Below are 22,112 nucleotides of genomic sequence, written 5' to 3'. Positions count from 1 at the left end.
TTTAGCTAAACATCCATCGGCGCAGAATTTTAGCCGCTAAAAAATAGCGGATATAGCCGAACTGGAATTCATAGGTCCCTCGGCTTGAAGAACACGGTGTAGTAGGCGAGCGCGGCATACACCGAGAAGTGCGCCAGGCACGTGAGGCCATTCGCCAGGTTCTGATGGAAGAGAAAGCGCCCGAACTGGAACACCACGTCGAACCCCAGGAACCACCGGATTGGCGGCGACACGAGAGCGACAAGGATCCACGACACACGCAGCAGCGAGGCGAGCCGGCGCGACGGGTTGCTTGGTGCAGGCGCCACCGCGTGGGCGACCCCCGGAGACTTGATGATGATCTTCGTCATGATTCTTGACCTTGATTCTGGTGCTTCTTCGTCATGAGGCCGCGCGCCTTGCTTGGCTCCGTTATGGCCGCGCGGGTGAACGCTCCGCAGAAATGCGGGGCGTTTCCTCAGCGCGGTTAGTAGCCGGCGTCTGTCTTCCCGTTGGGTTCGAGCGGACGATCCGCAGTGAGAAAGACCACGGCCGCGCTCGTGCCTGCGAACTCGCCGGCGTACACGCTGGACCATTGCGTTTCCCAACCTGGGAGGACGTCCTTGCCGCGCATCGATGCAGGCAGGATTGCCACAAGTCGCCCGCCTGGTTGCACAAGCTCGGCAGCCGCTGCAAGGTGAAGCGCTGCCCGGTCTTGCGAGAACGGGGGATTCATCACCACCCGCGAGAACTTCGGCGCCGTCTCTGCCCACTGAAGGAAGTCCGCCTCCACATGCCTGAAGCCACGTGCTGCGAGTACAGCGCAGTGCAGGGGCGAGATCTCCACGCACGTTGTCCGCCCCTTCGGCAGGAACTCGGCCAAACCGCCTTGTCCAGCCTCTGGCTCGAGAACGGTGTCCGCGTCACCGATGCCGGCCAGCTCGACCGCGATGGCAGCCAGCCGCGCAGGGGTCGGATAGAACTGGTGGGACTGAATATGTGGAACGCAGCCCGACGAAACAATCTCGTCGATGACCTGGTCCGGGTCATAGTCGAATTGAAAGTATCCCCAGCCTTTGCCCGCACGCACGCCACCGATGGCTTCCAGGACTCGCTCTGCTTCGCGGGTCACGGCTTTGTCCCTATCGCCGTACTCGAAGCATCGGGCGTTGCGGATCTCGGCATAGCGCTCAATGTAGTCGCTGCCGACCCGCTCGCGCGCAACGCGCATGGAAGCAAGCAACGAGACGACAGCAAAGGGAAGAGGGCGATTCATCATCTTGAATTCGCGAGCCTTCTGCTTCGGCTTGGTGCGGAACTCGGCAGGGATTGCAAACGGGTGCAGGTGGGCGAGGATTTGATTCAGGCGATACGCCATGTCCGGGTGGACCTCAAGGTGCGCGGTACCCTTCTTGTAGACGCGGATGCGAAGCGCGCCGCCGTCCACTGTCATCCATTCGCCGCTGCGGCGTCGGCATGCAGCGATCACCGAGGAAGTCGCATTCCACTTCGGCTCGTCGCGCCCCATGAACTTTGCGATGACTGCGCGCAGGTCGTTGATGTACCCGCAGCGACTGCTGTCCGGGCTTCCCCATTCGCTCACCACGTACGCCAGGATCATTCGTTTGTTGAACCCCTCCGGAACGTTGGTCACGTGCTCGTGCGAGAGCGTGCGAAAGATCCCATCGATACGCTCTGCAAAGAACTGCTGCCGCATGGCCAGCATGTTCTGATCTTGCCCCCGTATCTCAGGACACGGCCTATACGCAATGTAGCGCCGGTTGTTCAAGTTGAGCGCGGCGTGTCTGCTCAACCCGTTGCCGCCTGAACTCGCGCGGCGATTTCATCTTCAAGCTCGAGTGCGGATGGATCTCGTTGAAGTGCTCGAACGCGGCTGGCAATTGCGCCAGGACGGTTGGGGCGTCGCTGAGGTCCATGCGTCCAACGTAGTCGCGCTTGAAGGTGTTGACGAAGCTTTCGGCCATGCCATTGCTCTGCGGACTGCACACCGGCGTATTGACCGGCGTCAAACCCAGCGACCTCGCGATGCGTCGAGTCTCGTGGGCGATGTAGGCGCTGCCGTTGTCCGTCAGGAATTGCAGCAGGTAGCCCGCAGGAAGGGCCTCCACCGCGCCGAAGCGCTTCTCCACCGCCTCGATGAGTATCTCGCGCACCGGCTCGCCCGGCAGCCCTTTGCCCTCCCATGCCCGGAAGGCCATGATCTCGCGATCACAGCAATCCTTGGCGAACGTCGCGGTGACGGTTTGTCCCGAGTCACACTTGATCTCGAAGCCGTCCGAGCACCAGCGCGTGTCGCTGGCAGATACAGAGACGGTGCCGGTGTGCTTGCGGCTGGATTCCGGGCGTCGCGGCGCCTTCGGCAACAGCAAGGCATTGGCGGCCATGACCCGATACACGCGCTTTGGATTCACACGCGCCGTGCCGGCGCTCGCGCGCTGGCGATTGACCAGCGCGCACGCTCGCCGATAGCCGTAGCTCGGCAAGTCGGTGATCTGCTCGCGGATGTCTGACAGTAGTTGCTCGTCACCGCGCGGCGTGCGGTGGGTGCGGCCATCGGTCCACGAGGCCGATCGGTTGCGCAGCAGATGGACGTTCGAGCGCGCCAACCCCAATGCCTGGCAGACGACCATCATTGGCCATCCCCGGGCAACAAGGGCGAGCGCGCAATCCACTTTTTTTCGGCGGCGTACTCCACGGCCTCTTTGAGGATTTCGTTCTCCAGCGTCTTCTTGCCCAGCACACGTTGCAGCTTGGCGATCTCGGCGCGTGCCGCGGCCAGTTCAGAGGCCGGCACCACCGCCTCGCCAGCGGACACAGCCATCAGGGCGCCTTGCCGCTCGAGCTTGCGCCACTGGAACAGCAGGCTGGCGGCAACACCTTCCTGGCGGGCCACCAGCGACACGCTCATGCCCGGCTCGTAGGTGCGCTTGACGAGGGCAGACTTCTCAGCGAGGGACCAGCGCCTGCGGCGCTGGTCCCTCATGATCACTTCGACGGTATCCGTATTCCTATTCGTACTCACAGTCCTACTCCTATCTTCAAAGATAAGCGATGGACCGTGTCCTGTCATTCAAGGGGCCAGCTCAGGTCGCAATCGTCGGCCGCACAGACTCCTCATTGAAATCTGGCGTGCTCATCTCCCTGATCGATTGATTCCACTCGTCGCGGCGCTTTTGCGGCATGCAGTCGACGACATCGGTCAGGGCGAGCGTCTTGGACCAATAGGCCGCGTTCAGGGCTGCCACGGCACCTTCGAGCTTGAAGAGCTTGTCGAGGTAGATCGAGCGATGGAAACGATCGTCACCGGCATTGCCTTCGATGAAGTAGTGAACCGCGTTGCCGAGGTCGCCCGCGACGACGCCGGCCAATTCCTCGATCTGCCTGCGCGCCTGGTTGTATTGGCCGAGAAGCGAATCGATCGCGTCAGAGGAGACCGGAGCAAAGAAAGGCTCTGCTTCGTCATCACCAAGCAATTCGAATTCGGCTGCCTGTACCTCCAGGCCTTCCTCATGGCGTTCGTCAGGGGTGCGGGGAATCCCCGCTGCGCCTTCGGCGCTGGGAGTGCTGTCGATTGATGCGTGCATGCTGATCCTTTGAGAGGGTTGAGAGGCGACCTCTTGGTCCGCCTGGACGCATGTGAAGCGGGGTTCTGCCTGCGAGTCGCAGCGCGCCCGCAAGCCGCATGCGGAGCGCAGCCGAAGGCGAGCACCGAACGGGTGAGGACGCGGCCGCAGGCCTTGCTGCAGGGAGTCGGCAGGTTCGCGCTATGCGTCGAAGAAAAGGCGGTCCATAGGGCGGCTCCCCCCAAAAGGCATCGAGACCTCATGAAAGACGGTCTTAGCGTCTTCCGGCTCGGATACGACAGACGCTACTGTCACGAGTTCGCCGAGGATGCGATCGAGGCGCTCGATGTATGGAACGGCCGAGACCATCCAAATCGCCCTTGGATCAAGTGCAAGGGAGCCGGGATCGATCTGCTGAGTCCAACCCTCGGAGCCGCTCACCACCGGTCGGGGTAAAGCGAACAAGGGTTGCGAGACGCGCTGCGGAAAGTCCACGTCTGACCCGGGAGCTGAAGCGTGCATGTCTCAACAGGGGCTCGCATTTATCTCTGACGGCGCGTCCGCGCCCCTGTGCCGAATCGGCCCTACTTCGGCGGCCTGCGCTGTGCAGCGACGATGATTTTCGCAGCCAGTCGAATCGAAGCGGCTTCTGCGTCGGTGACGCCTGCATTGATCGCGCAGAACCGCTCAGCCGCCATCATTTGAGCGAGCTGAGCGAGTTCGTCGGGTCCGGGTTGGAGTTTGGATTGCGCATGGAAGTGCAGCTCGGCGAGCGACAACTTGTCATGCGCCGATAAGTCAACGTTCATGATGCAGCGATTATTCCGGGTGCCGACAACAATCACTGCGAGGAACAAGAGCGGCATTCCACCCTTGTTCACATGTTTATGGGATGCATTGCTCACCATCACAGGGCGCGACAACGCGTAGTTGCGCGAGCAGGCCCTGACGGCGCGTAGCAACGTCACCGGAAATCGCGAGAGAACACAGCCGGGAATACCGGACCAAGCGGCCGATGGCGATGCAAACCGCCGTGCGGGAAGCGCCCCTACGCACCGCCAGGTGCGTCTAGCTGTTGGAGGTTGGGATAAGCCGCGCGGCTACAGAAGAGCGCGAAGAAGCTGTTCGTGGGAGTAAACATGCATGGCAGAGACGACGGATCAGGATCAGGCGGCCGCATCGATGTCTTGACCGACATGGGGTGCGGGTTGGCCTTGGACCGACTCGCAAGAGCTGCGGGCACGAACTGGAATCTCACCAGCCCTGACAGCACGAAGCAAAGTCCTCGGAAAGAGCGAGAGAACACAGGCGAACGGGAGCACGAACCAGCCGGCCGATGGCGACGCAAACTGCCGCGCGGCGAGGGCCTCCATGTGCCGCAGGCGCATCTAGCGATGGCTGTTGGGCAAGGTGCGGAACGCGCCGCGCAGGGCTAGGGTGGCCTGGAAGGGGACGGCGCAGCCGGCAGTCACGAAAGGACCAAGCGCGAATGCGCGCGCCAAGAACGGGCATCCCGATTTCTCGAAGAGGAAAGCCACGAGTCCTGAGTCTTCGCACGCCAAATTGGGCAAGGTAGAACGCGGTACCGAACCATCAACGGCCGCTGCATGCCCAGCTTCGACTTCATCACCTCGAAACAGATCCGAGAGTCCCTCGAGAACGACAACCGAGAGACGGCCGGCTCAGCAGTACTGAAAACGACACGCCCATCTGGCTCGACCAGCTTGCAAAGGGCATCTTCCACGGTAAGGTCGACCCCAATGTCTACCAGGAGACCCGGACGCAAACTACGACCTCGATGTGGATCTTCGGTTGCACCCTTTGGGACAGGAAGATCCAGGAGGGCACAGACCACAACGGGACCGCAGCAAGGCGGCGTGCGCGTCGGCCGCGCTCAGGGCATCGATCGCCCGCGTCTGAACGCCATGAAAATAGATCTTGATGAAGAGTTTCCGAGCATGAGCACGCCGATGTGGCGCGTCAGCGTCGACATGACAATGCCGATCCACGACAACGTCAAGGTCCACTCCTTGAGCAGCCGCGCCAGCATCCTCTATGACTTGGAATAGACAGGCCGCATCTGACTGATGGTGTTGCGTGCCTGCAGCGCATGAGGAGACGCCCAGGACGAATCGAAAGCCTGATAGGAGAGGTCGAGGCGTTACACAGCTGGGCGACAGATGGACTCGAGGAGCTGCGCAGGCTCGGCGTCGACGAAGCACGCGCGAACATGTTGCACGCGCTGGTGCGCAAGCACGACTCGCCGCGGCCGAAGGCGTGGGAGGGCGGGGTATGAAAAAGGGGCGCGACCGGCAGGACGCACCCTCATGCGTCTCACCAGTGGCAAGCGTTCAGATCTTGAGCCGCTGCCCTCGGCGAGGCGCCTCTTGCATGCGAACCTTGTAGCGGCTTTCGAGCTGCGCGAGGAACGATTCACGCTCTTCGGGCGTTTTGTACCGCTTCAAGGCAAAGGCTTCGGCCTGCTGCCGGAAGCTATCTCGCGGTGCGGGCACAGTTGGCGCCGGCGCGATCGACGGTGCAGAGGTCGGAATCGCGGCGATCGTTGCGCCGCTATCAAGCGTGCGAATGATCTCGGCCTTTGCATGCGCCAGGAAGTGTGCTTGCGCCTTCTCGTTGCCGGCGTAGCGCTGCGCGATGCCTGCTGCCTTGCCGTCGAGCTGGGTGTAAGCCGGCAACAGGTCAGGATGCTTGGCGAGCGCGCGATCACGCGGGAAGATTTCGAACGCGACAGCCATGCAAGGCCGGATGGCCTCGGAAAAGATCTTCTCGATGCCGCTGGCATCGCCGGCCACCGCCTTGGCCGAGGCAGCGTTCCACGCAGCCTTGTCTACGTCTATGCGCCTCTGGTCGAGCGCGAACCCATTGCGCTCAGCGAGTTGACTGAGGTACTCGCGCGTCGCGCGACCGTTTCCCTCGCGAAAGGGATGCAGGCGGTTGAGTTCGGCGTAGTGCTTGGCGAGTTGGCCGACGAACTTTCGCTTGTCCGATCCTTCGTAGAAATTCGCCGCCGCGAGCCCTTTGTGGATCCGGTCGGCTTCGCACTTTATGTGCGCTGGCTCAGTGAAGTTTGAGTGCGCCTTCGCGATGCCCACATCGCGAAGCTGGCCGGCCCACTCATACGTGTCCTGAAACAGGAATTCATGCAAGGCCTGAAGGTGGGCCAGATCGAAGTTGCCGCGGATCGGCTGCTGCCGGAGCCGCAGCGTGCGCAGGTACGCGCTTTCATATTCGAACGCGCGCAGCCCGCCGGCGTCGCGCAGGCCTGGCTTGTTGATGAGGACATCAGTGCCAGCGTAGTGATACGACTTCCACCGATTGAGCGTCTCGCGCTTCGGGTCGACCTTCTGTTGCTGCTCATCAGCGGCATTCATGCAGCGTGTTCCGCGCGCCACTTCTCCAGCTGCGCCAACTTCATGGACGACATGCAGACATACGAGCGGGACCGTTTGCGATCAAGCCCGAAGTCGATCCGCAACCACAGGCCTTGTGCGCGGGCGAGCAGGCCAAGGAAGGGAGATCGAGCCCACACCTTAGCCATTGCGAGGATTTGCAGCTTGCTCAAGAGCTGCAGCGCGGCGAGCAACGCGTCGCTGAAACTCTTCGAGGTCGATTTGCTCGGCCATCAACTCATCGCAGTCTTTTAGGAAGTCGGGCGAAGGTTCGTGGCCTTCGATCCTGGCGCTCGCAAGTGCTTGCTCGTGCGCCCACTTCCTGTGCGGCGATACGGTGCTTTCAGTTGTCATAGATGGCGGGTAGAGGCTACCTGGACTGGATGAGTTTGCCCGATCAACGCGTTACCGGAAGACCTTTTTGGGCAGCTAAATATATCGCGCGGAGCCGGCGAAGGCCCAGTGTTGAGGGAGATGCGGCTACCTCAAGCGGCTCAACGGACAAATTCAGCTTCTCCTCGGAACGCAGCGGCCATGGCCTGCCCACAAGTTCACGCGCTGCGCAAATCATGGATGACGCCCTTGGCGCTCCGCCAAGCCATGCGTGACACTTGCTTTTTGTAGCCACTAGGCTACAATCGAAGCATGTACACGGTCGTCGAATCAGAGGAGTTCGAGGCATGGCTGTCAGGGGTGAAGGACCGCCCGACCCGAATTCGGCTGGCGCGCAGGCTCGACAAGGCGCGCCGCGGGAATCTGGGGGACGTCAAGCCTGTCGGCGGCGGTGTCTTCGAAATGCGCGAGTTCTTTGGACCCGGCTGGCGTATGTATTACTTTGAACGGTCAGGGACCATCATCTTTATGCTGGGCGGCGGCGACAAGTCCGCCCAGGAGAGCGACATTGAGCGAGCCAAAAGAATGGCTCAGGAGTTGCGAAATGAGCAAGATCAAGACCCGTCAGTTTGATATCGCCAACTACCTCACCAACGATGAGGACATGGCTGAATACCTTCGGCAGGTGATCGAAGACAACGATCCCGCCGAACTCGCCGGCGCGCTCGGGGCGATCGCGCGAGCCCGTGGGATGGCCCAACTCGCACAAGACACCGGCCTTTCGCGCGAGAGCCTCTACAAGGGCCTCTCGGGCGATCGAGCACCCAGCAGCGAAACGCTGTTCAAGGTTATGCGGGCCTTGGGGTTCAAGCTGACGGTGGAAGTCGCACACAGCTAAATATTCCTCGGAGCCGATCACGCGAAAATCAAAAAAATTGTGACGCCGCGGATTCGGACGAGGAAACGATAGCTGACCACTGTCTGGAATGACTGACGCGTTCCATGCGGCTCACCACGCCCTGGACCGTCTTGAGTCGATCGGTTGGCCACAGCGTCATCGTGATCGTCGCCGTCGATGTCGCCATGGCCGTTCGTATCACAGCAAGCTGCGCGTGCGCTTCGAGCGAAGCATCCACACTCATGTTGCCTTGCTCTCCTTGGCTTGCTGCGTCATCTGCGCCCGATCCCTGAGGCAGTTGTGTTAGCCGCTCTCAACTGAGCGCCAGCGGAATGCGGCCAGATGCGGTGGTGACGACAGGCATGGAATAGGTGCTCATGATTGAACGAGGTGGGTGAAAAGGTTGCGCTGCCCGATCTCGTCGAGTGCTTCGGTACGACACCTGGGGCATAGGTGCGCGTTGGGACCGACCTGGGTCGCATGTGCTTCGCACAGAGGCCGGTCGCAAGTGGGACGATCTTGGACGGGGCCATCGCGCAGGTAGGCGCTGGCAGCGAGGCAAACTGCTGTCTTGCCATCGAGCAGCAACTGCTCGCCGCTGGGCGGCAATTTGCTACCCTTCATGTGGATCAGGGCCGGCATGCTTTTGGCGCGGTACCAGGGCACCATGGTTGCCCCTTTTTGCGCAGATGTCTTAGCGCGGCGCCCTGACGAAGGTCGTAAGCTGGCGTCGATGGGATCGGAGAAACCGCATTGCGGCGGATCGATAATAGTGCGGAGGATGGTCGATGGAAACGGACGGCGAGGTCGATCGCTTCGACTACGAAGGTTGGCAGGTTCTTATCCGCCTGACGAAGCGCGGAGAAGACGGATTTTGCGCGGGCTGTGCAGATCTGCATTTGAAGAGCGAACACAGGTGCCGCATTGCGCTGGCATCCAAGTTTTCCAACGACGACGAAGCAATCGAATCGCTGCGCCTCCGGAGCTTGGCATTCATCGTCCAATGGGATGCTCGTGAGCACACAGGAGATACTGACTTCACCGAGCTGTGAGCCGATCATTGACCGCCCGCTTTCCGCTGCGCGACGCGCAGCAGCCGGTGATACGAACCCTCGGCACCATACGACCCGGCGTGCCCTTCAATCCTCGCGATCCCGTCGATTGCATCGACGCATGCTTGCAGATAGGCCACATCGCTGAGAAAGGAGAAGTCCGGGCGTCCCGCGCGGTACCGCGAATTGATCGCGCGCTGCGTAGCCCACGACACTATGCGCCTGTGGGTGAGGTAAAGGAAGCGGCCTGAGCCGATCGCTTCCGTACAACTGACAACGTCACAAAGGCGGCTCATGACTCGTCACCGGGGGCACTTCGTAGTCGCGAGGGGCAAATGGCAAGTCGTGCTCTTCATGGATGCCCAGGCCGAGCCACGAGGGCATGCGAAGCAGAGTGGGGAGATTCATTGATCTGTCCGGGGATTGAACGTACCGCGCCGGGCATAGTGGTTGACCATCGAGGCCCCACAATTTCGCCTCACCGGCGAGCATCCGCGCGTGCGACAGCGGGATCGGGGGCGCCGCGCTTGACGGGCCACGTTGTTGGGATGCACCACCACGTCTGCGGATAACGCTCGACCTTGATGTTTTTGATCGGGCTGCGCCCGTGTGGGATCAGCCCCGTGCCAGTAATCAAGATGCCAGGCCCGTGGAGCCGCACCACTACTCTTGCGTGATCGAGAACGGGGATCACATAGGTCTCGCCATCGCCGGCCAGCAGCATTGCCTTCATGACTCGGTAGCGGGCGCGAGGCCCCCAGCGGCACACGTTGTACAGCAGCTCTCCCATGCTCCGATCGGCCCGCACCTCATCCCGGGCTCTTTTCTGACCCTGTTGCCTGATCCCCGACGGGCTGCGCAAAATACTGGTTAAGCATACAGTATTTTGCTATGCTGGAAGCCATGGACCGAGACGACTGGATTGCAATCTGTGCACATCGCTTGCAGCACCGATGGCGCAGCGTGGACCCCGCGGAACTCGAGCGCGTGGCGGCCGAAATCTGGCGGGATGAGCGGCTACAGGTGTTGACGCCGGCTGCTGCTGCCGCCGAGTGGCTTCGGCCGATGGGGTTGCGTGAGTCCGCGAGAGTTGCAGAATCACAGCCCTCATCACCACCGTCAGAAAAGCGATGAAAGATTTTGACGAACGCCTGCCGTAGCTAGTCGGGCAGTTCGTCCAAATTCGCCAGCGTAGCGCGGAGATCCTGTAGCGCCTGCACTGCGCGCGCAAACTCGGCATGGCTGACGCCCTCATCATCAAGGCTCTCAAGCACGAAGGCCTCGAACCGCTCGCCGAGCCGGCCTTCAAGAGCCTCGTGTGACTCAAGCAGGACGTTGCCCATCAGCAGCAGCTCGGCTAGGGCCCGCGCGGGCTTGCGGTGATCCTGCTCAAAGGTTCGACGAAGCGCTGCGACTTCTTCCGGTGTTGCGGCCATGGCGGGCTCCGAATTTCAGAGGCCTAAGTTTCGCTTAAGGGGCGCCTCGCACGATCAACTCACAGTCCCGGCGCTGGTAGAGGATGCTTCGGCAGCCAGCCCTTGACGGGTAGGTTCCTCGATGCCGGTGACTGTCCAATTCTGGCCTTCGCATTGGAAAAGGCGCACCATCTTCCTACCGACACGCTGGGAGCGCGAGATGGTCAAGTCACTCAAGCCTCAGCTCGACCCGGAAAGGGTCATACGAGCAGCTGAGTACGTCCGCATGTCCACGGACCATCAGAAGTACTCGATCCTCAACCAGTCAGCCCTCATCCATGTGTTCGCCGAGACGAACCGCATGGAGATCGTTGCCACCTATGCCGATCCTGGGAAGAGCGGGCTCACGCTTCGCAGCCGACCTGGTCTCTCGCGGCTTCTCTCCGACATCGTCGCTGGGAAGGTCGATTTCGAAGTGGTACTCGTCTACGACGTGAGCCGTTGGGGTCGGTTCCAAGATGCCGACGAGAGCGCTCATTACGAATTTCTCTGCCGCCAAGCCGGAATACGGGTGATCTACTGTGCCGAGCAGTTCGGGGCAGACGGCCATCCCCTTGCGAGCGTTTTGAAGGCCCTCAAGAGAGCTATGGCGGGCGAGTTCAGTCGAGAACTGTCGGTGAAAGTCGCGGCGGGCAAGGCTCGAATCGCAAGCTTGGGTTATCGAGTGGGTGGGATCGCCGGCTATGGCCTTCGACGCCAGGTGCTGGAGGATGGTCAAGCCCGGGGCATGCTCTTGAGAAAAGGGCAGCTCAAGTACCTTCAAACCGATCGTGTGACCCTGGTTCCTGGACCTGCGGAAGAGGTCGCCGTCGTGGCGAGGATCTATCGCGACTACATCTACCTTCGCAAGGGCGAGCTTCAGATTGCGCGGGCCCTGAATGCTGAAGGCTACAGCTTCTTCGGCAAAGCCTGGTCTCGCCATCTCGTGCGGACGATTCTCACCAACGAGAAGTACATCGGCGTCAACATCCTCGGGCGCACGATCCAACGGCTTGCCGCGCCGAACATCAACAACCCTCCCGAAAAGTGGACTCGCTTCGAAGGAGCGTTCGTGCCCATCGTCAGCCGGGATCTGTTTGAGGCTGCTGCGCGCGTGCGAAGCTTCAACGTCAAAGCCTACACGGATGCTGAACTTCTGGAGGCACTTCGCGTCGCTCTGAAAAGAGAAGGAAAGCTCACGGTCGAAATCATTGAGCGTGATCCCGATCTTCCCGCGGCGAGCACGATCAGGGCGCACTTTGGCGGAGTGACGGGTGCATATCAACGCCTGGGGTTTGCCATCGGGTCTCGATACCGGTTCTATGACATTGAGCGAGCCTTGGCCGCAGTCAGGAAGCAAACCCAAGAATCCTTGATGCAGGCCCTTGAAGCGCGCTCGATCGAGTGTTCAGTGACAGCGCCGAACCTCATCGCTTTCGCAGACCGGTTCGCCATCGAGGTCCGCGTCTGCCGGCACCGCGAACCCATCAGTTACCGGTGCTCGGGGTGGAGGATGGCCCATGAGCCCGCTTCTGGAAGCTCGCATGTGCTGGCCATCAGGATGGCCCGGGGAAATCAGGCGATTCAAGATTTTCTGTTTTTGCGCAGAGCCGAGATCCAGGGCGTCCCTCCATTCCTCAAAGCCTCCTGCGACGATCAGACAGCGCAGTTTAGATACACCGACGTGCCTGCCGTTGCGACTGCAATCGCCGACATCGCCTTAAACTTGTGACCGTAGTCTTCAGTTGGCCCTTGGCATTCGTCCTGTGCTATCAAGTACGCCACCGTTCCTTGAACGAGCGCGACGTCAGTCAACGCCGATCACGCGTTTGACGATGACAGGGTTATGTTAGCTGTATTGGCCGCTGGCGGCGCCAGTTGCAGATGATCGTGGCGCTTCGCGAGTTGTCCGGTGGCGCAACTGTCCAGCAGGTCGCCTATGACTTGGGCTATGAGTCGCCCTCTGCCGTCAATACGATGTTCAAGAAGGCTTTTGGAAAACCTCCCGCCACCTACATCAACGACCGCTTTCGCGTAGATGGATGACAGATGATTTCAGGTCAGCGCGTCGCCGGACATCAGCGCCCATCCCATAGATGCACTCACCTGTAGGCTCGAGCGTGGGTTACACCACCGTCCACCACAAGGGTAGCGCCCATCACGTAGTCACCTGCACGCGATGCCAAGAAGATCGCCGCGCCTGCGATGTCCTCTGGAGTGCCGATGCGCTTGGCGGGTATGTGTTCGGACAGTTCGTCGCCGCGGTCGCGCGCGTTGCGGTTCATCTCGGATGGAAACGCGCCAGGTGCAATGGCGCTGACCGCGATGTTGTCCTGCGCCAAGCGCAGCGCCATCCGCCGGGTCAGGTGGATCAAGCCCGCCTTGCTGGCGACGTAGGAGTAATTCTCCTGAGGATTGAGCGCGATGCCGTCCGTGGAGGAGATGTTGATGATCTTTCCCACACGCCCTTTGGCTGCGGCGCGCAGCGGCTCTGACAGCGCCTTCGTCAGGAAGAAGGGTGTCTTCATATTGAGATCGACCACCTTGTCCCAGCCGCTTTCGGGGAAAGCATCAAAGTCTTCTCCCCATGCGGCGCCGGCGTTGTTGACCAAGATGTCCAGCTTGCTCTCATGCCGAGCGTAGGCGGCGGCCAGGGCCTGGCATCCGCCGACCGTCGAGACGTCGTAGGGCAGCGAGACGCAATGGCCGTGCTTCGACAGTTCCGAAGCCGCCAGATCGCATGCCGCGGCTTTGCGCGCGCTGATGTAGACGCGTGCACCCTGCGCCAGAAATCCCCCGGCGATCATGCGGCCAATACCCCGTGAGCCACCCGTGACGAGCGCGGTGCGGCCTTGCAGAGAAAATAGATTCTGCGTCGTCATTGCGATGCCTCAGCCGTTATGTGCTTGCGCATGTGAGATATCTCCTGTCTGACTTCTGGGCGCCATGACGTACTGGTCTCGATAAAAATGAGATGGGATCTCTGGCAGAGCACAGGCAGCCCTTGCTCTCGGCTGGCCCATGTCGCGCCAGGTTGGTGAGCATAGGCCTTTGCGCCGCTGTCTTCAGAACTGTCCCATCGGCAATTGGTCGAGGTTGTGTGGAAACTCCCTCGATGGTCGCCTATATTGAGCCAACCCGTCTGAGCGAGGTGGTGGCCCATGAAGCGATTCATCGAAGGCGAGGACCGACAGCAGGTCACTCTGCTGCCCGAGTGCCTTGACGACTATATCGGCGAAGACAACCCGGTGCGAGTCGTGGACGCGTTCGTCGAGGAACTGAATCTCTACGCACTGGGCTTCGAAGGCGTTGATCCGGCGGCAACGGGTCGGCCTTCTTACCACCCGTCGGTCCTGTTGAAGCTCTACATCTACGGTTACCTCAACCGCATCCAGTCGAGCCGCCGCCTGGAGCGCGAGGCACAGCGCAACGTTGAACTGATGTGGCTCACGGGTCGCTTGGCGCCGGACTTCAAGACCATTGCCGACTTCCGTCACGACAACGGTCCCGGCATCCGCAACGTCTGCAAGCGCTTCGTCGGCCTGTGCCGCGACCTCAAGCTGTTCTCTCATGCCATCGTCGCCATCGACGGCAGCAAGTTCAAGGCGGTCAACAGCCGCGACCGCAACTTCACTGCCGGCAAGATCGACGCGCGCCAGCGGCAGATCGAGCAGAGCATCCAGCGCTATCTCGACGCCCTGGAGACGGCCGACCGCACACAGCCGACGGAGGTCGAAGCCAAGACCGAGCGCTTGCAGGACAAGATCAAGAAACTGCGCGAGCAGATGAAGCGGCTCGACGACACCAAGGAAGAGTTGAAGAAGGAACCCGATGGGCAGCACTCGCTCACCGATCCCGATGCGCGCTCGATGAACTCGCAAGCCAAAGGCTCGGGTCTGGTGGGCTACAACGTCCAGGCGGCCGTCGATGCCAGGCGCCACCTGATCGTGGCGCACGAGGTGACGAACGTCGGCAATGACCGTGCACAACTGAGCAAAATGGCCAAGGCTGCGCGCGAGGCGATGGGCAAGACCAAACTGCAAGCGCTCGCTGATCGTGGGTACTTCAACGGCATGGAGCTCAAGGCCTGCGAGGACGCGAGCATCACGACCTACGTACCCAAGCCGATGACCTCGAACGCCAAGGCCGAGGGGCGCTTCGACAAGAGCGACTTCATCTATATCGCGAAGGACGACGAGTATCAGTGTCCCGCAGGGCAGCGAGCCATCTTCAGGTTCAGCACGATCGAGAAGAGTGGCCTGAAAGCACATCTCTACTGGACCAGTGCCTGCCCCAACTGCCCGCTGAAGGACCGGTGCACGCCCAGCGACTATCGGCGCATCCGGCGATGGGAGCATGAAGCAGTGCTCGAGCGCGTACAGCAACGCCTGGACCGCAAGCCTGTTGCCATGACACTGCGCAGATGCACCGTGGAGCACGTGTTCGGGACACTCAAACACTGGATGGGTTGGACGCACTTCCTCACGAAGAAACTGGAGCACGTGAACACCGAGATGAGTCTGCACGTGCTGGCATACAACCTGAAGCGGGTGATCGCGATCCTGGGTATTGCCAGAACGACGAAGGCGATGAGATTGCTGGGGGCATGAGCCCCTTCGGTGACCTTCGCGACTCGTGCAGCGACTCTGAGGCGTGAGCAACGCCGAGTTTGCGCGACAAGACCACTGGATGACTCCGTGGCGCCAATGACGGGAACAAGCCCGTGTGTTCGGCATACTCGCAAGTCAAAGCTGTTTGCACACAGCCTCGGTCGAGATCAGCCCACCTCGAGAAGGGCACGCCTCACGTAGGCGGTGCCATCGAAAAGCCGCCGAGCCGTTCGAGTGAAATGCACTTCTTGGACCGCCCACTCGTCGTCGGCAGTGCGAGCCACATCCGCAAAGATGCCGATCACGCCGCTGGGGTGGCCGATGCGGATGCGCGTGGGCCCGGCATGACTGCCTCGCGCTTCCGCCGGAATCGTCCCCGCGATCTGCGCCGCCACGGAAAGGCAGACCGAGCCTCCGCCTGGAAAAGCCTTATGCATCGCACCGCCATTGAGAACCATGCGCGCAACGAAGTCGATCTCCGACGGCTCGACGATTCGGTTGCCGCCGATGGTTCGATACGCCTGCGCTTCGCCGATGAGGATCTGGTAGGGCGTGAGGATTCCCGAGGCCGGCAGGTTGCAGCGTTCGGCGGCCCAGCGCCTGACTTCCTCGGCCATGTCGTAGACGTCGGAACCGAGCTGGCCGGGAAGCTCCGTGCCCGTCACGCCCAGATCCGCCGCGCGGATGAATACGCACGCCGTTCCCACATCGACGATCGACACCGGTATTTCGCGGCCGAGCTTCGAGACGTAGACCGAATCGCGTGGCCGGCCGGTCGGCAACAGCCTGCCCGACGTGGCGCCGCTGGTGCCGGAGTAGTCCAGCGCGACCTCGGCTCCCTTGGCGGGCACCCCGTCTACTTCGGTGTCGCCTTCCACGCGCGGTTCGCCGTCGGCGCATTGCACCACCATGCGCAAGATCTTGCCGGTGTTGGTGTTGTGCACTCGCACCGTGGTGGTGGGCTCCTGCACGGGAAGCAACCCCTGCTGCAGCGCGTAGACCCCGGTGGCCGATGAGATGTTGCCGCAGACGATCTCGAAGCTCACGGTGGGCTGGTCGACCCCGATCTGCACGAAGGTGTAGTCGATGTCCGCGTCGGGCCGTGAAGGCGGCCCAATGATCGCGCATTTGCTCGTGAGCATGTCGGCGCCTCCGAGCCCGTCGATCTGTCGCACGTCGGGGCTGCCGAACAGCGCGAGCAGAAATCGCTGCAGCGCTTGTGGATCGGTTGGCACGTCGCGCTGCGCGAGAAAAACAGCCTTGCTGGTGCCACCGCGCATCAAGGTGACGGGAACGCTTGTTTGTTCTTTCATCCGCTCAGTATGCAAGGGCAAGTGGCGCTCGTCCTTGCAGTTCGGCTGCGCTGGCTTTAGCAGAACTACATGCTTGGAGTAGTTTAGGCGAACTAAACAATTCCCAGCATAAATCCAATGACGGAGCAGCCCTGCTTCAACACACTTCCTGCTGCCGTGGCCATCGCCACCGGAACAGGAGACACCTTTGAAGATCATCAAGCGCACGGATTCGCACTTCCGTGACACCCCCGGCGGCATGGTACTTGTGGCCACACAGGCAGGCGGTCAGCCCGCGCAGTTTCCGCCTATCGAATTTGTCCACCACGACCAGCCGATCGAGGAAATCGAGATCGGCCCCACCGGGTCTCTCTACAGCTTCACCGTGGTCCATCCCGGCAAGGACAAGCCTGCCTACGCACTCTCGATGGTCGACTTCGATTCCGGCGTTCGTGCCTTCGGTCGGCTCCTCTTCGATGGGACTCTGCCTGCCATCGAAAGCCGCGTGAGGGTGGTGCCCTTCGCACTGCCGGACGGCACACCCGACTACGCCTTCCAGGAGCAATGAAATGAAGCAGCCACTCATCACCGGCGTCGGCATCACCGACTTCGGCCGCTTTCCTGAACTTACCGAAGAAGCCATGGTCCAGTCGGCCATTCTTGGTGCCCTGGAAGATGCAGGCGCGCGGCTTTCCGAGGTGCAGGCGTTCTACTGCGGCAACGCGCTCGGCGCCATGTTGCCGGGGCAGCGCGCACTGCGTGAACTGCATGCGCACGGGGGCGCGGTCTACAACGTGGACAACGCCTGCTCCAGCGGCGCGACCGCACTCAACCTTGCATTGCAGGCGCTTAAGGTCGGGCAGTACGAAACCGTCCTGGTGTTCGGCATGGACCATCTGAGCGCACTCGGCGGCGGGCCGTTGCAGCTGAGCCAGCAAGACTGGAACAATCGACGGGGGATGATCATGCCCGCCCTGTACGCCATGCGCGCGCGTCGCTACATGCACGACCACGGCCTCAAGGTCGAGACGCTTGCGGACATTTCCGTGAAGAATCGCAAGCACGGCGTTCTCAATCCTATCGCCAAATTCGCGAAGCTGGCCACCCGCGAGGAAATTCTTGCGTCCCGTCCTGTGGCCGAGCCACTCACGCTGCTGCAATGCTGTCCCGCCGTGGTCGACGGGGCAGCGGCCCTCGTGCTCAGCACCAAGCCTTCCCAGGGCGTTGCCAAGCCGGTTCAGGTCTTGGCGTCAGTGGTGCAGTCCGGCTTGTTCGAAACTACGCCCGTCGACATGACGGAGGCCGAGATCACGGCGCGTGCGGCCAGGCTGGCCTATGAGCAGGCCGGTGTGGGACCGCAGGACCTCAGTCTGCTGGAAGTGCACGACGCCTTCACTATCTCCGAATTGCTCTACTACGAAGCGCTGGGGCTTTGCGATCGCGGCGACGCGGCAGAGTTGCTGCGCAGCGGTGCGACGACTCTGGGCGGGCGGGTACCTGTCAATCCGAGCGGCGGCCTTCTTGCCAAGGGGCATCCGCCCGGCGCGACCGGCGTCGCACAGATCGTGGAGGTCTGCGAGCAGTTGCAAGGCCGCGCGGGAGCACGACAGGTGCAGGGGGCGCGCATCGGCCTCACGCAGGTGACTGGCGGCGGTATCTGGGGCGTGGATCACGCCGCCTGCTCCATCCATATTCTTTCGCTCTGAACGGGTCGACATGAACCAGACTAATTCAACCGCGCCTGCTTCTTTGCAGGGCCTCGTTGCCGTCGTTACCGGAGGGGCGAAGGGCATCGGCCTCGGCATCGCCCGCGAGCTTGCGCAGGGCGGCTGCCGCATCGCGCTGTGGGACTTCGACGACGAAGCCCTGCGAACGGCCCAGCGCAGTCTTGCGAGTGAAGGTGTCGACGTGCAGACCTTCAAGGTTGACGTGAGCTCGGTGGAGCAAGTTGAGTCGACGGTGGCCCAACAACTGGCATCTCATGCACGCATCGACATCCTGGTCAACAATGCCGGCATTGGTGGAGACAAGCTTGTTTCCAAGATGGATCTGGCGTTTTGGAGCCGCGTGATCGAAGTCAACCTTCATTCGCAATTCATCTGCTCCAAGGCGGTGTTAACCCGAATGGCGGAAAACCGGTTCGGGCGCATCGTCAATATCGGCTCTCGCGCGTGGCTGGGCAATCGCGGCCAGGCAGCCTATTCCGCGTCCAAGGGCGCCGTGGTGAGCCTGACCCGCTCGCTGGCGCTGGAATATGCGCGCAAGGGCATCACTGTGAATGCCATTGCGCCGGGTATTGTCGAAACTCCACTGTTTGAGACGCTGACCGAGGAAGTCCGGAAGAGTCTTCACAAGACGGTGCCGATGGAGCGCATCGGCCAGCCCGAAGACATCGCTCGCGCAGTCCGGTTTTTCGCGGAACCAGCCTCCAGCTACGTCACCGGCCAACTTCTTTACGTTTGTGGTGGCCGCAGCCTGAGCAGCCCGTCTGTCTGATGGCGAGCGGCATCGGGGGAACCATGGTGAGACGTAGGACATTCATCAGCTCTTTCGCGGCGCTCGCGTCCGTACCGGCCAAACCAGCGATCGCGCAGGACTACCCTTCTAGGCCACTTCGGATGATCGTGCCCTACACCCCTGGGGGAGGCACCGACCTCGCGGCGCGCGTGGTGATGAAGCAGCTGGGCGAACAGTTGGGGCAGCCGATCGTCGTAGAGAACAAGCCGGGAGCCGGGGCGACCTTGGCGTATGCCGAAGTTTTGCGCAGCAAGCCCGACGGATACACGTTGACGACAGGTTCCGGCATTACGTCGCTGCTGAATCTGCTGAACAGCAAACTCTCGTTCGATGCCGCCAAGGACCTGGTGCAGATCGCTCCGCTGTCGAGCGTGCCGATTGTGCTGATTGCGGGCAATGAGGTTCCTGCCCGCACCATGGCCGAACTGATCTTGCATATCAGGCAGAACCCGGGTATGAGCTATGGAACACCTGGGCCCGCGACTCCGCATCACCTTGCTGGCGTGCTGCTCGCGTCAATGGCCGGGCTGCAATTGACCCACATCGGCTATCGCGGCACCGCTCCTGCTGTGCAGGACGTCATCGGCGGGCATTTGCCGCTTGCGATCGTCGGGCTGTCGACCGCCATGCAATATGCCCGAAGCGGTCAGTTTAAGGTTTTGGGCGTCGGCAGTGCAAAGCGTTCCGAGTTGGCACCCGATATCCCGACGCTGGCCGAAGGCGGAGTGAAAGGGTACGACGCGAGCTACTGGTATGACGTCTGCGTGGCGAAGGATGTACCCAATGTCGTCGTCAATCGCCTGCATGCGGAGGTCACCAGGGCCCTTCGGGACCCCGAGGTCCGGACGACGCTCACGGCGGTGGGGCTCGAGCCTATGACGGCCACACAGGAAGAGTACCAAAGAATGTTGCAGGCCGAGCGGGCGAAATGGGAGCCGGTCATCCGCGCCGGCAACATCCAAATGGGCTCATGACAATGCTGGCGAATGCTCTAAATGGCTTGAGGGTCATCGACTTTACCCAAGTCATGGCTGGCCCAAGCTGCACCCAATACCTGGCCGATCTTGGTGCCGATGTCGTGAAGGTCGAGGCACCCTCAGGCGATCTCTCGCGGGCTCTCTCGCCCTGGGTCCATGGCGAAGGCGTGCCGTTTCTCGCGCTAAACCGGAACAAGCGCGGCATCGTCCTGGATCTCAAGCAGCCAGCTCATCGGCTCGCGGCGTCGCGTCTCGTCGCCGAAGCCGATGTTGTGGTGGAGAGCTTTCGCCCGGGCGTGATGGCCCGGTTCGGCCTGGAATACGCCGAGGTATCTGCCGAGAACCCGCGGTTGATCTACTGTTCCGTCTCCGCGTACGGTCAGCATGGGGCCGCAAGAGACCTGCCCGGGGTGGACGGCGTGCTGCAAGCAGTGAGTGGGCTCATGAGCGTCACTGGCGCGCCGGGCGGCCACCCGTGCAAGGTGCCGGTGCCCGTGGTCGATCTTGTCACGGGGTCGTTCGCGACCATCTCGATCTTGGCTGCCCTCGCACAGCGTCAACGCACGGGGCTGGGCCAGCACGTGGAAGCAAGCATGTTCGCTAGCGCTATCGCGCTGCAGCATGTGAGTTTCGCATCCTATTTCGCAGACGGCGATGTGCCCGGTCCGCAGGGAAATGCCGCGCCGTATTCGACGCCGAACGAGGCCTTGCGTTGCGCCGACGGGTGGATCATGGTGGCGGCATATCACCCTGCGCGATGGCAGGCCCTGTGTGCCGCAGTCGGTGCGCCAGAGCTCGCATCCGACCCGCGTTTCGCTGAAAACAAGAGTCGGTTGCAGCACCGCGAAGCGCTGTTGCGCCTGCTCGAAGCACGCATGCTTGCGCATCCCCGTGCCTTCTGGCTCGACCAGTTCGCGGCCGTGGACATCATCTGCGGTCCCATCAACAACTATGCCGAGGTCGCGCAGTCCGCGCCCTTCGTCGACGCCGCGCTCACAGAGACATTGCAGCACCCGGTCGCCGGTGTGCTGACGATGCCGCGCAGCGTCATCGGTGCGGTGGGCGAGCGGCCCCAGGCGCGACGAGCGGCTCCCACGCTCGGACAGCACACCCGCGAGGTGCTGGTCGAACTGGGCATGCCGCCGGAAAACATCGAGGCGGTCATCGCCGCCAACTCTCCTTCCAACTGAGACAAGCCCATGCCCGTCGTCAAGACATTCCAGGATGGCGTCGCCATCGTCACCCTGAATCGGCCCGAAGCCATGAATTCCATCGACCCGGAATCGAACGAGCAGCTGCTCGCGATCTGGGACCAAGTCTCGAGCGACGAGGACGTCCGCGTAGTCGTCCTGACCGGTACGGGCGAGCGTGCGTTTTGCACTGGTGCAGACCTCAAGAAAACGATGCCGCCTGCCGACAGCGCAGCCCGGCAGGTCTTTCGCGCCGGCACCCGACATTCCAACTTCGGCACGCTGCAGACCGACAAGCCTGTCATCGCCGCGATCAACGGCTATGCCCTCGGCGGTGGCCTGGAACTGGCGTTGCTCGCGGACATCCGCATCTGTTCCGACAACGCGCAGTTCGGCTTGCCGGAAGTGCGCGTCGGCAGCATCCCAGGCGCCGGGGGCACGCAACGCCTGATCCGCGCGGTGGGCCAGTCGGACGCGATGTGGATGCTGCTCACGGGCGAACGCATCGATGCCAACGAAGCGTTGCGGATCGGCCTGGTCAGCAAGGTGGTTCCCCTTGCCGCGCTGCAGGAAACGGCGATCAACCTGGCGCGAGCAATGGCAGCCAATGCGCCATTGGCGATGACCGCCGCCAAGCGTCTGGCGATGACCGGACGGGAGCTGCCGCTTGCCGGTGGACTGGAACTGGAGCGACAGGCCTTTGGCGTGCTCAGGGACAGCGAGGACCGACTGGAAGGGCGCCGTGCGTTCGCCGACAAGCGCGCGCCGGTCTTCCGGGGTCGCTGACTTTGCCTCGCACAAAGGGCGCAGGCGTCG

General features: G+C 61.9%; 27 protein-coding genes and 1 pseudogene. 13 read left to right on the top strand and 15 right to left on the bottom strand.

The annotated features are described in order from the left end of the window. Nucleotides 1–68 precede the first annotated feature (68 nt). The 5 genes from kleE to E5P2_RS34530 form a co-directional block, all read right to left on the bottom strand. The gene (gene kleE, locus E5P2_RS34550; RefSeq protein WP_162571550.1) at nucleotides 69–350 is read right to left on the bottom strand and encodes a KleE stable inheritance protein; all 282 of its coding nucleotides are present in this window, start codon (nucleotides 348–350) and stop codon (nucleotides 69–71) included. 116 nt (nucleotides 351–466) lie between these two features. Next, nucleotides 467–1,768: a DUF4942 domain-containing protein gene (locus E5P2_RS34545; RefSeq protein WP_269475722.1), complete on the bottom strand. Its 1,302-nt coding sequence runs from the start codon at nucleotides 1,766–1,768 to the stop codon at nucleotides 467–469. Next, nucleotides 1,740–2,983 (bottom strand): IS3 family transposase gene (locus E5P2_RS34540; RefSeq protein WP_162571548.1). Its coding sequence is split into 2 segments (ribosomal slippage): nucleotides 1,740–2,686 and nucleotides 2,686–2,983, totalling 1,245 coding nucleotides; the frame shifts between segments, so codons are not numbered across the junction. The genes E5P2_RS34545 and E5P2_RS34540 overlap by 29 nt, the downstream gene beginning before the upstream one ends. Nucleotides 2,984–3,083: 100 nt before the next feature. Next, nucleotides 3,084–3,584 carry a DUF4942 domain-containing protein gene (locus E5P2_RS34535; protein WP_162571547.1) on the bottom strand — a complete coding sequence of 167 codons (501 nt, stop codon included), beginning with the start codon at nucleotides 3,582–3,584 and terminating at the stop codon, nucleotides 3,084–3,086. 563 nt (nucleotides 3,585–4,147) lie between these two features. Continuing rightward, nucleotides 4,148–4,429, bottom strand: a complete 282-nt coding sequence (locus E5P2_RS34530) for a hypothetical protein (RefSeq protein ID WP_232081002.1) — start codon at nucleotides 4,427–4,429, stop codon at nucleotides 4,148–4,150. A 1,011-nt stretch (nucleotides 4,430–5,440) separates the two neighbouring features. On the opposite strand from E5P2_RS34530, the gene E5P2_RS34525 reads away from it, so the two are divergent. Next, entirely contained in the window at nucleotides 5,441–5,632 is a 192-nt protein-coding gene (locus E5P2_RS34525; protein ID WP_162571545.1) for a hypothetical protein, read from the top strand. A 282-nt stretch (nucleotides 5,633–5,914) separates the two neighbouring features. On the opposite strand, the gene E5P2_RS34520 is transcribed toward E5P2_RS34525, so the two are convergent. From E5P2_RS34520 to E5P2_RS38460, 3 genes are read right to left on the bottom strand one after another with little or no spacing between them, the layout of a single operon-like run. Next, nucleotides 5,915–6,955, bottom strand: a complete 1,041-nt coding sequence (locus E5P2_RS34520; RefSeq protein WP_162571544.1) for a Fic/DOC family protein — start codon at nucleotides 6,953–6,955, stop codon at nucleotides 5,915–5,917. Beyond that, on the bottom strand, nucleotides 6,952–7,146 hold the full coding sequence (locus tag E5P2_RS34515) for a hypothetical protein (protein WP_162571154.1): 195 nt from the start codon (nucleotides 7,144–7,146) through the stop codon (nucleotides 6,952–6,954). The genes E5P2_RS34520 and E5P2_RS34515 overlap by 4 nt, the downstream gene beginning before the upstream one ends. Beyond that, entirely contained in the window at nucleotides 7,115–7,327 is a 213-nt protein-coding gene (locus E5P2_RS38460; protein WP_162571543.1) for an antitoxin VbhA family protein, read from the bottom strand. Before E5P2_RS38460 ends, E5P2_RS34515 begins: the two co-directional genes overlap by 32 nt. Before the next feature lie 291 nt (nucleotides 7,328–7,618). Here E5P2_RS38460 and E5P2_RS34505 point away from each other — a divergent pair, with 291 nt between their 5' ends. Further along, the gene (locus tag E5P2_RS34505; RefSeq protein ID WP_162571542.1) at nucleotides 7,619–7,939 is read left to right on the top strand and encodes a type II toxin-antitoxin system RelE/ParE family toxin; all 321 of its coding nucleotides are present in this window, start codon (nucleotides 7,619–7,621) and stop codon (nucleotides 7,937–7,939) included. Next, the gene (locus E5P2_RS34500; protein WP_162571541.1) at nucleotides 7,911–8,204 is read left to right on the top strand and encodes an addiction module antidote protein; all 294 of its coding nucleotides are present in this window, start codon (nucleotides 7,911–7,913) and stop codon (nucleotides 8,202–8,204) included. Before E5P2_RS34505 ends, E5P2_RS34500 begins: the two co-directional genes overlap by 29 nt. A 28-nt stretch (nucleotides 8,205–8,232) precedes the next feature. Here the strand turns inward: E5P2_RS34500 and E5P2_RS34495 are convergent, their stop codons facing one another. Both E5P2_RS34495 and E5P2_RS34490 read right to left on the bottom strand, forming a co-directional pair. Beyond that, entirely contained in the window at nucleotides 8,233–8,448 is a 216-nt protein-coding gene (locus E5P2_RS34495) for a hypothetical protein (RefSeq protein ID WP_162571153.1), read from the bottom strand. Nucleotides 8,449–8,579: 131 nt separating this feature from the next. Continuing rightward, nucleotides 8,580–8,873, bottom strand: a complete 294-nt coding sequence (locus E5P2_RS34490) for a hypothetical protein (protein WP_232081001.1) — start codon at nucleotides 8,871–8,873, stop codon at nucleotides 8,580–8,582. A 119-nt stretch (nucleotides 8,874–8,992) separates the two neighbouring features. On the opposite strand from E5P2_RS34490, the gene E5P2_RS34485 reads away from it, so the two are divergent. Beyond that, nucleotides 8,993–9,256, top strand: a complete 264-nt coding sequence (locus E5P2_RS34485; protein ID WP_162571540.1) for a hypothetical protein — start codon at nucleotides 8,993–8,995, stop codon at nucleotides 9,254–9,256. 279 nt (nucleotides 9,257–9,535) lie between these two features. On the opposite strand, the gene E5P2_RS38240 is transcribed toward E5P2_RS34485, so the two are convergent. From E5P2_RS38240 to E5P2_RS34475, 3 genes are all read right to left on the bottom strand, one after another. Beyond that, on the bottom strand, nucleotides 9,536–9,664 hold the full coding sequence (locus tag E5P2_RS38240) for a hypothetical protein (protein WP_269475716.1): 129 nt from the start codon (nucleotides 9,662–9,664) through the stop codon (nucleotides 9,536–9,538). A 70-nt stretch (nucleotides 9,665–9,734) separates the two neighbouring features. Then, the gene (locus E5P2_RS34480; RefSeq protein WP_232081000.1) at nucleotides 9,735–9,989 is read right to left on the bottom strand and encodes a hypothetical protein; all 255 of its coding nucleotides are present in this window, start codon (nucleotides 9,987–9,989) and stop codon (nucleotides 9,735–9,737) included. A 427-nt stretch (nucleotides 9,990–10,416) separates the two neighbouring features. Then, on the bottom strand, nucleotides 10,417–10,692 hold the full coding sequence (locus E5P2_RS34475) for a hypothetical protein (RefSeq protein WP_162571538.1): 276 nt from the start codon (nucleotides 10,690–10,692) through the stop codon (nucleotides 10,417–10,419). Between the two features lie 199 nt (nucleotides 10,693–10,891). Between E5P2_RS34475 and E5P2_RS34470 the strand changes: the two genes are divergently transcribed. Both E5P2_RS34470 and E5P2_RS34465 read left to right on the top strand, forming a co-directional pair. Then, nucleotides 10,892–12,442 carry a recombinase family protein gene (locus E5P2_RS34470; RefSeq protein ID WP_162571537.1) on the top strand — a complete coding sequence of 517 codons (1,551 nt, stop codon included), beginning with the start codon at nucleotides 10,892–10,894 and terminating at the stop codon, nucleotides 12,440–12,442. A 128-nt stretch (nucleotides 12,443–12,570) separates the two neighbouring features. Beyond that, nucleotides 12,571–12,756, top strand: a pseudogene (locus E5P2_RS34465) (helix-turn-helix domain-containing protein); the annotation flags it as partial. Between the two features lie 56 nt (nucleotides 12,757–12,812). On the opposite strand, the gene E5P2_RS34460 reads toward E5P2_RS34465, so the two are convergent. Further along, complete coding sequence (locus E5P2_RS34460; protein WP_162571536.1) at nucleotides 12,813–13,592, bottom strand: SDR family oxidoreductase; 780 nt, start codon at nucleotides 13,590–13,592, stop codon at nucleotides 12,813–12,815. Nucleotides 13,593–13,871: 279 nt separating this feature from the next. Between E5P2_RS34460 and E5P2_RS34455 the strand changes: the two genes are divergently transcribed. Continuing rightward, on the top strand, nucleotides 13,872–15,320 hold the full coding sequence (locus E5P2_RS34455; protein ID WP_162569187.1) for an IS1182 family transposase: 1,449 nt from the start codon (nucleotides 13,872–13,874) through the stop codon (nucleotides 15,318–15,320). A 167-nt stretch (nucleotides 15,321–15,487) separates the two neighbouring features. Here E5P2_RS34455 and E5P2_RS34450 read toward each other — a convergent pair whose 3' ends face one another. Continuing rightward, nucleotides 15,488–16,648 (bottom strand): PrpF domain-containing protein, encoded by a 1,161-nt coding sequence (locus E5P2_RS34450; RefSeq protein WP_232080999.1) that lies wholly within the window; start codon nucleotides 16,646–16,648, stop codon nucleotides 15,488–15,490. Nucleotides 16,649–16,820: 172 nt separating this feature from the next. On the opposite strand from E5P2_RS34450, the gene E5P2_RS34445 reads away from it, so the two are divergent. The 6 genes from E5P2_RS34445 (at nucleotide 16,821) to E5P2_RS34420 (ending at nucleotide 22,082) form a co-directional block, all read left to right on the top strand. Next, complete coding sequence (locus E5P2_RS34445) at nucleotides 16,821–17,180, top strand: Zn-ribbon domain-containing OB-fold protein (protein WP_162571535.1); 360 nt, start codon at nucleotides 16,821–16,823, stop codon at nucleotides 17,178–17,180. 1 nt (nucleotide 17,181) lies between these two features. Continuing rightward, nucleotides 17,182–18,318: a thiolase family protein gene (locus tag E5P2_RS34440; protein ID WP_162571534.1), complete on the top strand. Its 1,137-nt coding sequence runs from the start codon at nucleotides 17,182–17,184 to the stop codon at nucleotides 18,316–18,318. Between the two features lie 10 nt (nucleotides 18,319–18,328). Further along, the gene (locus E5P2_RS34435) at nucleotides 18,329–19,108 is read left to right on the top strand and encodes an SDR family NAD(P)-dependent oxidoreductase (protein WP_162571533.1); all 780 of its coding nucleotides are present in this window, start codon (nucleotides 18,329–18,331) and stop codon (nucleotides 19,106–19,108) included. A 122-nt stretch (nucleotides 19,109–19,230) separates the two neighbouring features. Further along, complete coding sequence (locus tag E5P2_RS34430; protein WP_162571532.1) at nucleotides 19,231–20,103, top strand: Bug family tripartite tricarboxylate transporter substrate binding protein; 873 nt, start codon at nucleotides 19,231–19,233, stop codon at nucleotides 20,101–20,103. Further along, nucleotides 20,100–21,296, top strand: a complete 1,197-nt coding sequence (locus E5P2_RS34425; protein WP_232080998.1) for a CaiB/BaiF CoA transferase family protein — start codon at nucleotides 20,100–20,102, stop codon at nucleotides 21,294–21,296. Before E5P2_RS34430 ends, E5P2_RS34425 begins: the two co-directional genes overlap by 4 nt. A 9-nt stretch (nucleotides 21,297–21,305) precedes the next feature. Then, nucleotides 21,306–22,082, top strand: a complete 777-nt coding sequence (locus E5P2_RS34420) for an enoyl-CoA hydratase/isomerase family protein (protein ID WP_162571531.1) — start codon at nucleotides 21,306–21,308, stop codon at nucleotides 22,080–22,082. Nucleotides 22,083–22,112 lie beyond the last annotated feature (30 nt).

The sequence above is a fragment of the Variovorax sp. SRS16 genome (genome assembly GCF_901827165.1).
Classification (GTDB): domain Bacteria; phylum Pseudomonadota; class Gammaproteobacteria; order Burkholderiales; family Burkholderiaceae_C; genus Variovorax.
This window is presented reverse-complemented; position numbering and strand designations above follow the sequence as displayed.

Coding starts and splice junctions, on each gene's coding strand:
- E5P2_RS34430 (WP_162571532.1), top strand. CDS start 19,231: ATGATCGTGCCCTACACCCCTGGGGGAGGCACCGACCTCGCGGCGCGC.
- E5P2_RS34490 (WP_232081001.1), bottom strand. CDS start 8,873: ATGGTGCCCTGGTACCGCGCCAAAAGCATGCCGGCCCTGATCCACATG.
- E5P2_RS38240 (WP_269475716.1), bottom strand. CDS start 9,664: ATGAATCTCCCCACTCTGCTTCGCATGCCCTCGTGGCTCGGCCTGGGC.
- E5P2_RS34535 (WP_162571547.1), bottom strand. CDS start 3,584: ATGCACGCATCAATCGACAGCACTCCCAGCGCCGAAGGCGCAGCGGGG.
- E5P2_RS34500 (WP_162571541.1), top strand. CDS start 7,911: ATGAGCAAGATCAAGACCCGTCAGTTTGATATCGCCAACTACCTCACC.
- E5P2_RS34520 (WP_162571544.1), bottom strand. CDS start 6,955: ATGAATGCCGCTGATGAGCAGCAACAGAAGGTCGACCCGAAGCGCGAG.
- E5P2_RS34425 (WP_232080998.1), top strand. CDS start 20,100: ATGACAATGCTGGCGAATGCTCTAAATGGCTTGAGGGTCATCGACTTT.
- E5P2_RS34505 (WP_162571542.1), top strand. CDS start 7,619: ATGTACACGGTCGTCGAATCAGAGGAGTTCGAGGCATGGCTGTCAGGG.
- E5P2_RS34480 (WP_232081000.1), bottom strand. CDS start 9,989: ATGAAGGCAATGCTGCTGGCCGGCGATGGCGAGACCTATGTGATCCCC.
- kleE (WP_162571550.1), bottom strand. CDS start 350: ATGACGAAGATCATCATCAAGTCTCCGGGGGTCGCCCACGCGGTGGCG.
- E5P2_RS34470 (WP_162571537.1), top strand. CDS start 10,892: ATGGTCAAGTCACTCAAGCCTCAGCTCGACCCGGAAAGGGTCATACGA.
- E5P2_RS34435 (WP_162571533.1), top strand. CDS start 18,329: ATGAACCAGACTAATTCAACCGCGCCTGCTTCTTTGCAGGGCCTCGTT.
- E5P2_RS34455 (WP_162569187.1), top strand. CDS start 13,872: ATGAAGCGATTCATCGAAGGCGAGGACCGACAGCAGGTCACTCTGCTG.
- E5P2_RS38460 (WP_162571543.1), bottom strand. CDS start 7,327: ATGACAACTGAAAGCACCGTATCGCCGCACAGGAAGTGGGCGCACGAG.
- E5P2_RS34495 (WP_162571153.1), bottom strand. CDS start 8,448: ATGAGTGTGGATGCTTCGCTCGAAGCGCACGCGCAGCTTGCTGTGATA.
- E5P2_RS34440 (WP_162571534.1), top strand. CDS start 17,182: ATGAAGCAGCCACTCATCACCGGCGTCGGCATCACCGACTTCGGCCGC.
- E5P2_RS34530 (WP_232081002.1), bottom strand. CDS start 4,429: ATGCCGCTCTTGTTCCTCGCAGTGATTGTTGTCGGCACCCGGAATAAT.
- E5P2_RS34420 (WP_162571531.1), top strand. CDS start 21,306: ATGCCCGTCGTCAAGACATTCCAGGATGGCGTCGCCATCGTCACCCTG.
- E5P2_RS34475 (WP_162571538.1), bottom strand. CDS start 10,692: ATGGCCGCAACACCGGAAGAAGTCGCAGCGCTTCGTCGAACCTTTGAG.
- E5P2_RS34460 (WP_162571536.1), bottom strand. CDS start 13,592: ATGACGACGCAGAATCTATTTTCTCTGCAAGGCCGCACCGCGCTCGTC.
- E5P2_RS34485 (WP_162571540.1), top strand. CDS start 8,993: ATGGAAACGGACGGCGAGGTCGATCGCTTCGACTACGAAGGTTGGCAG.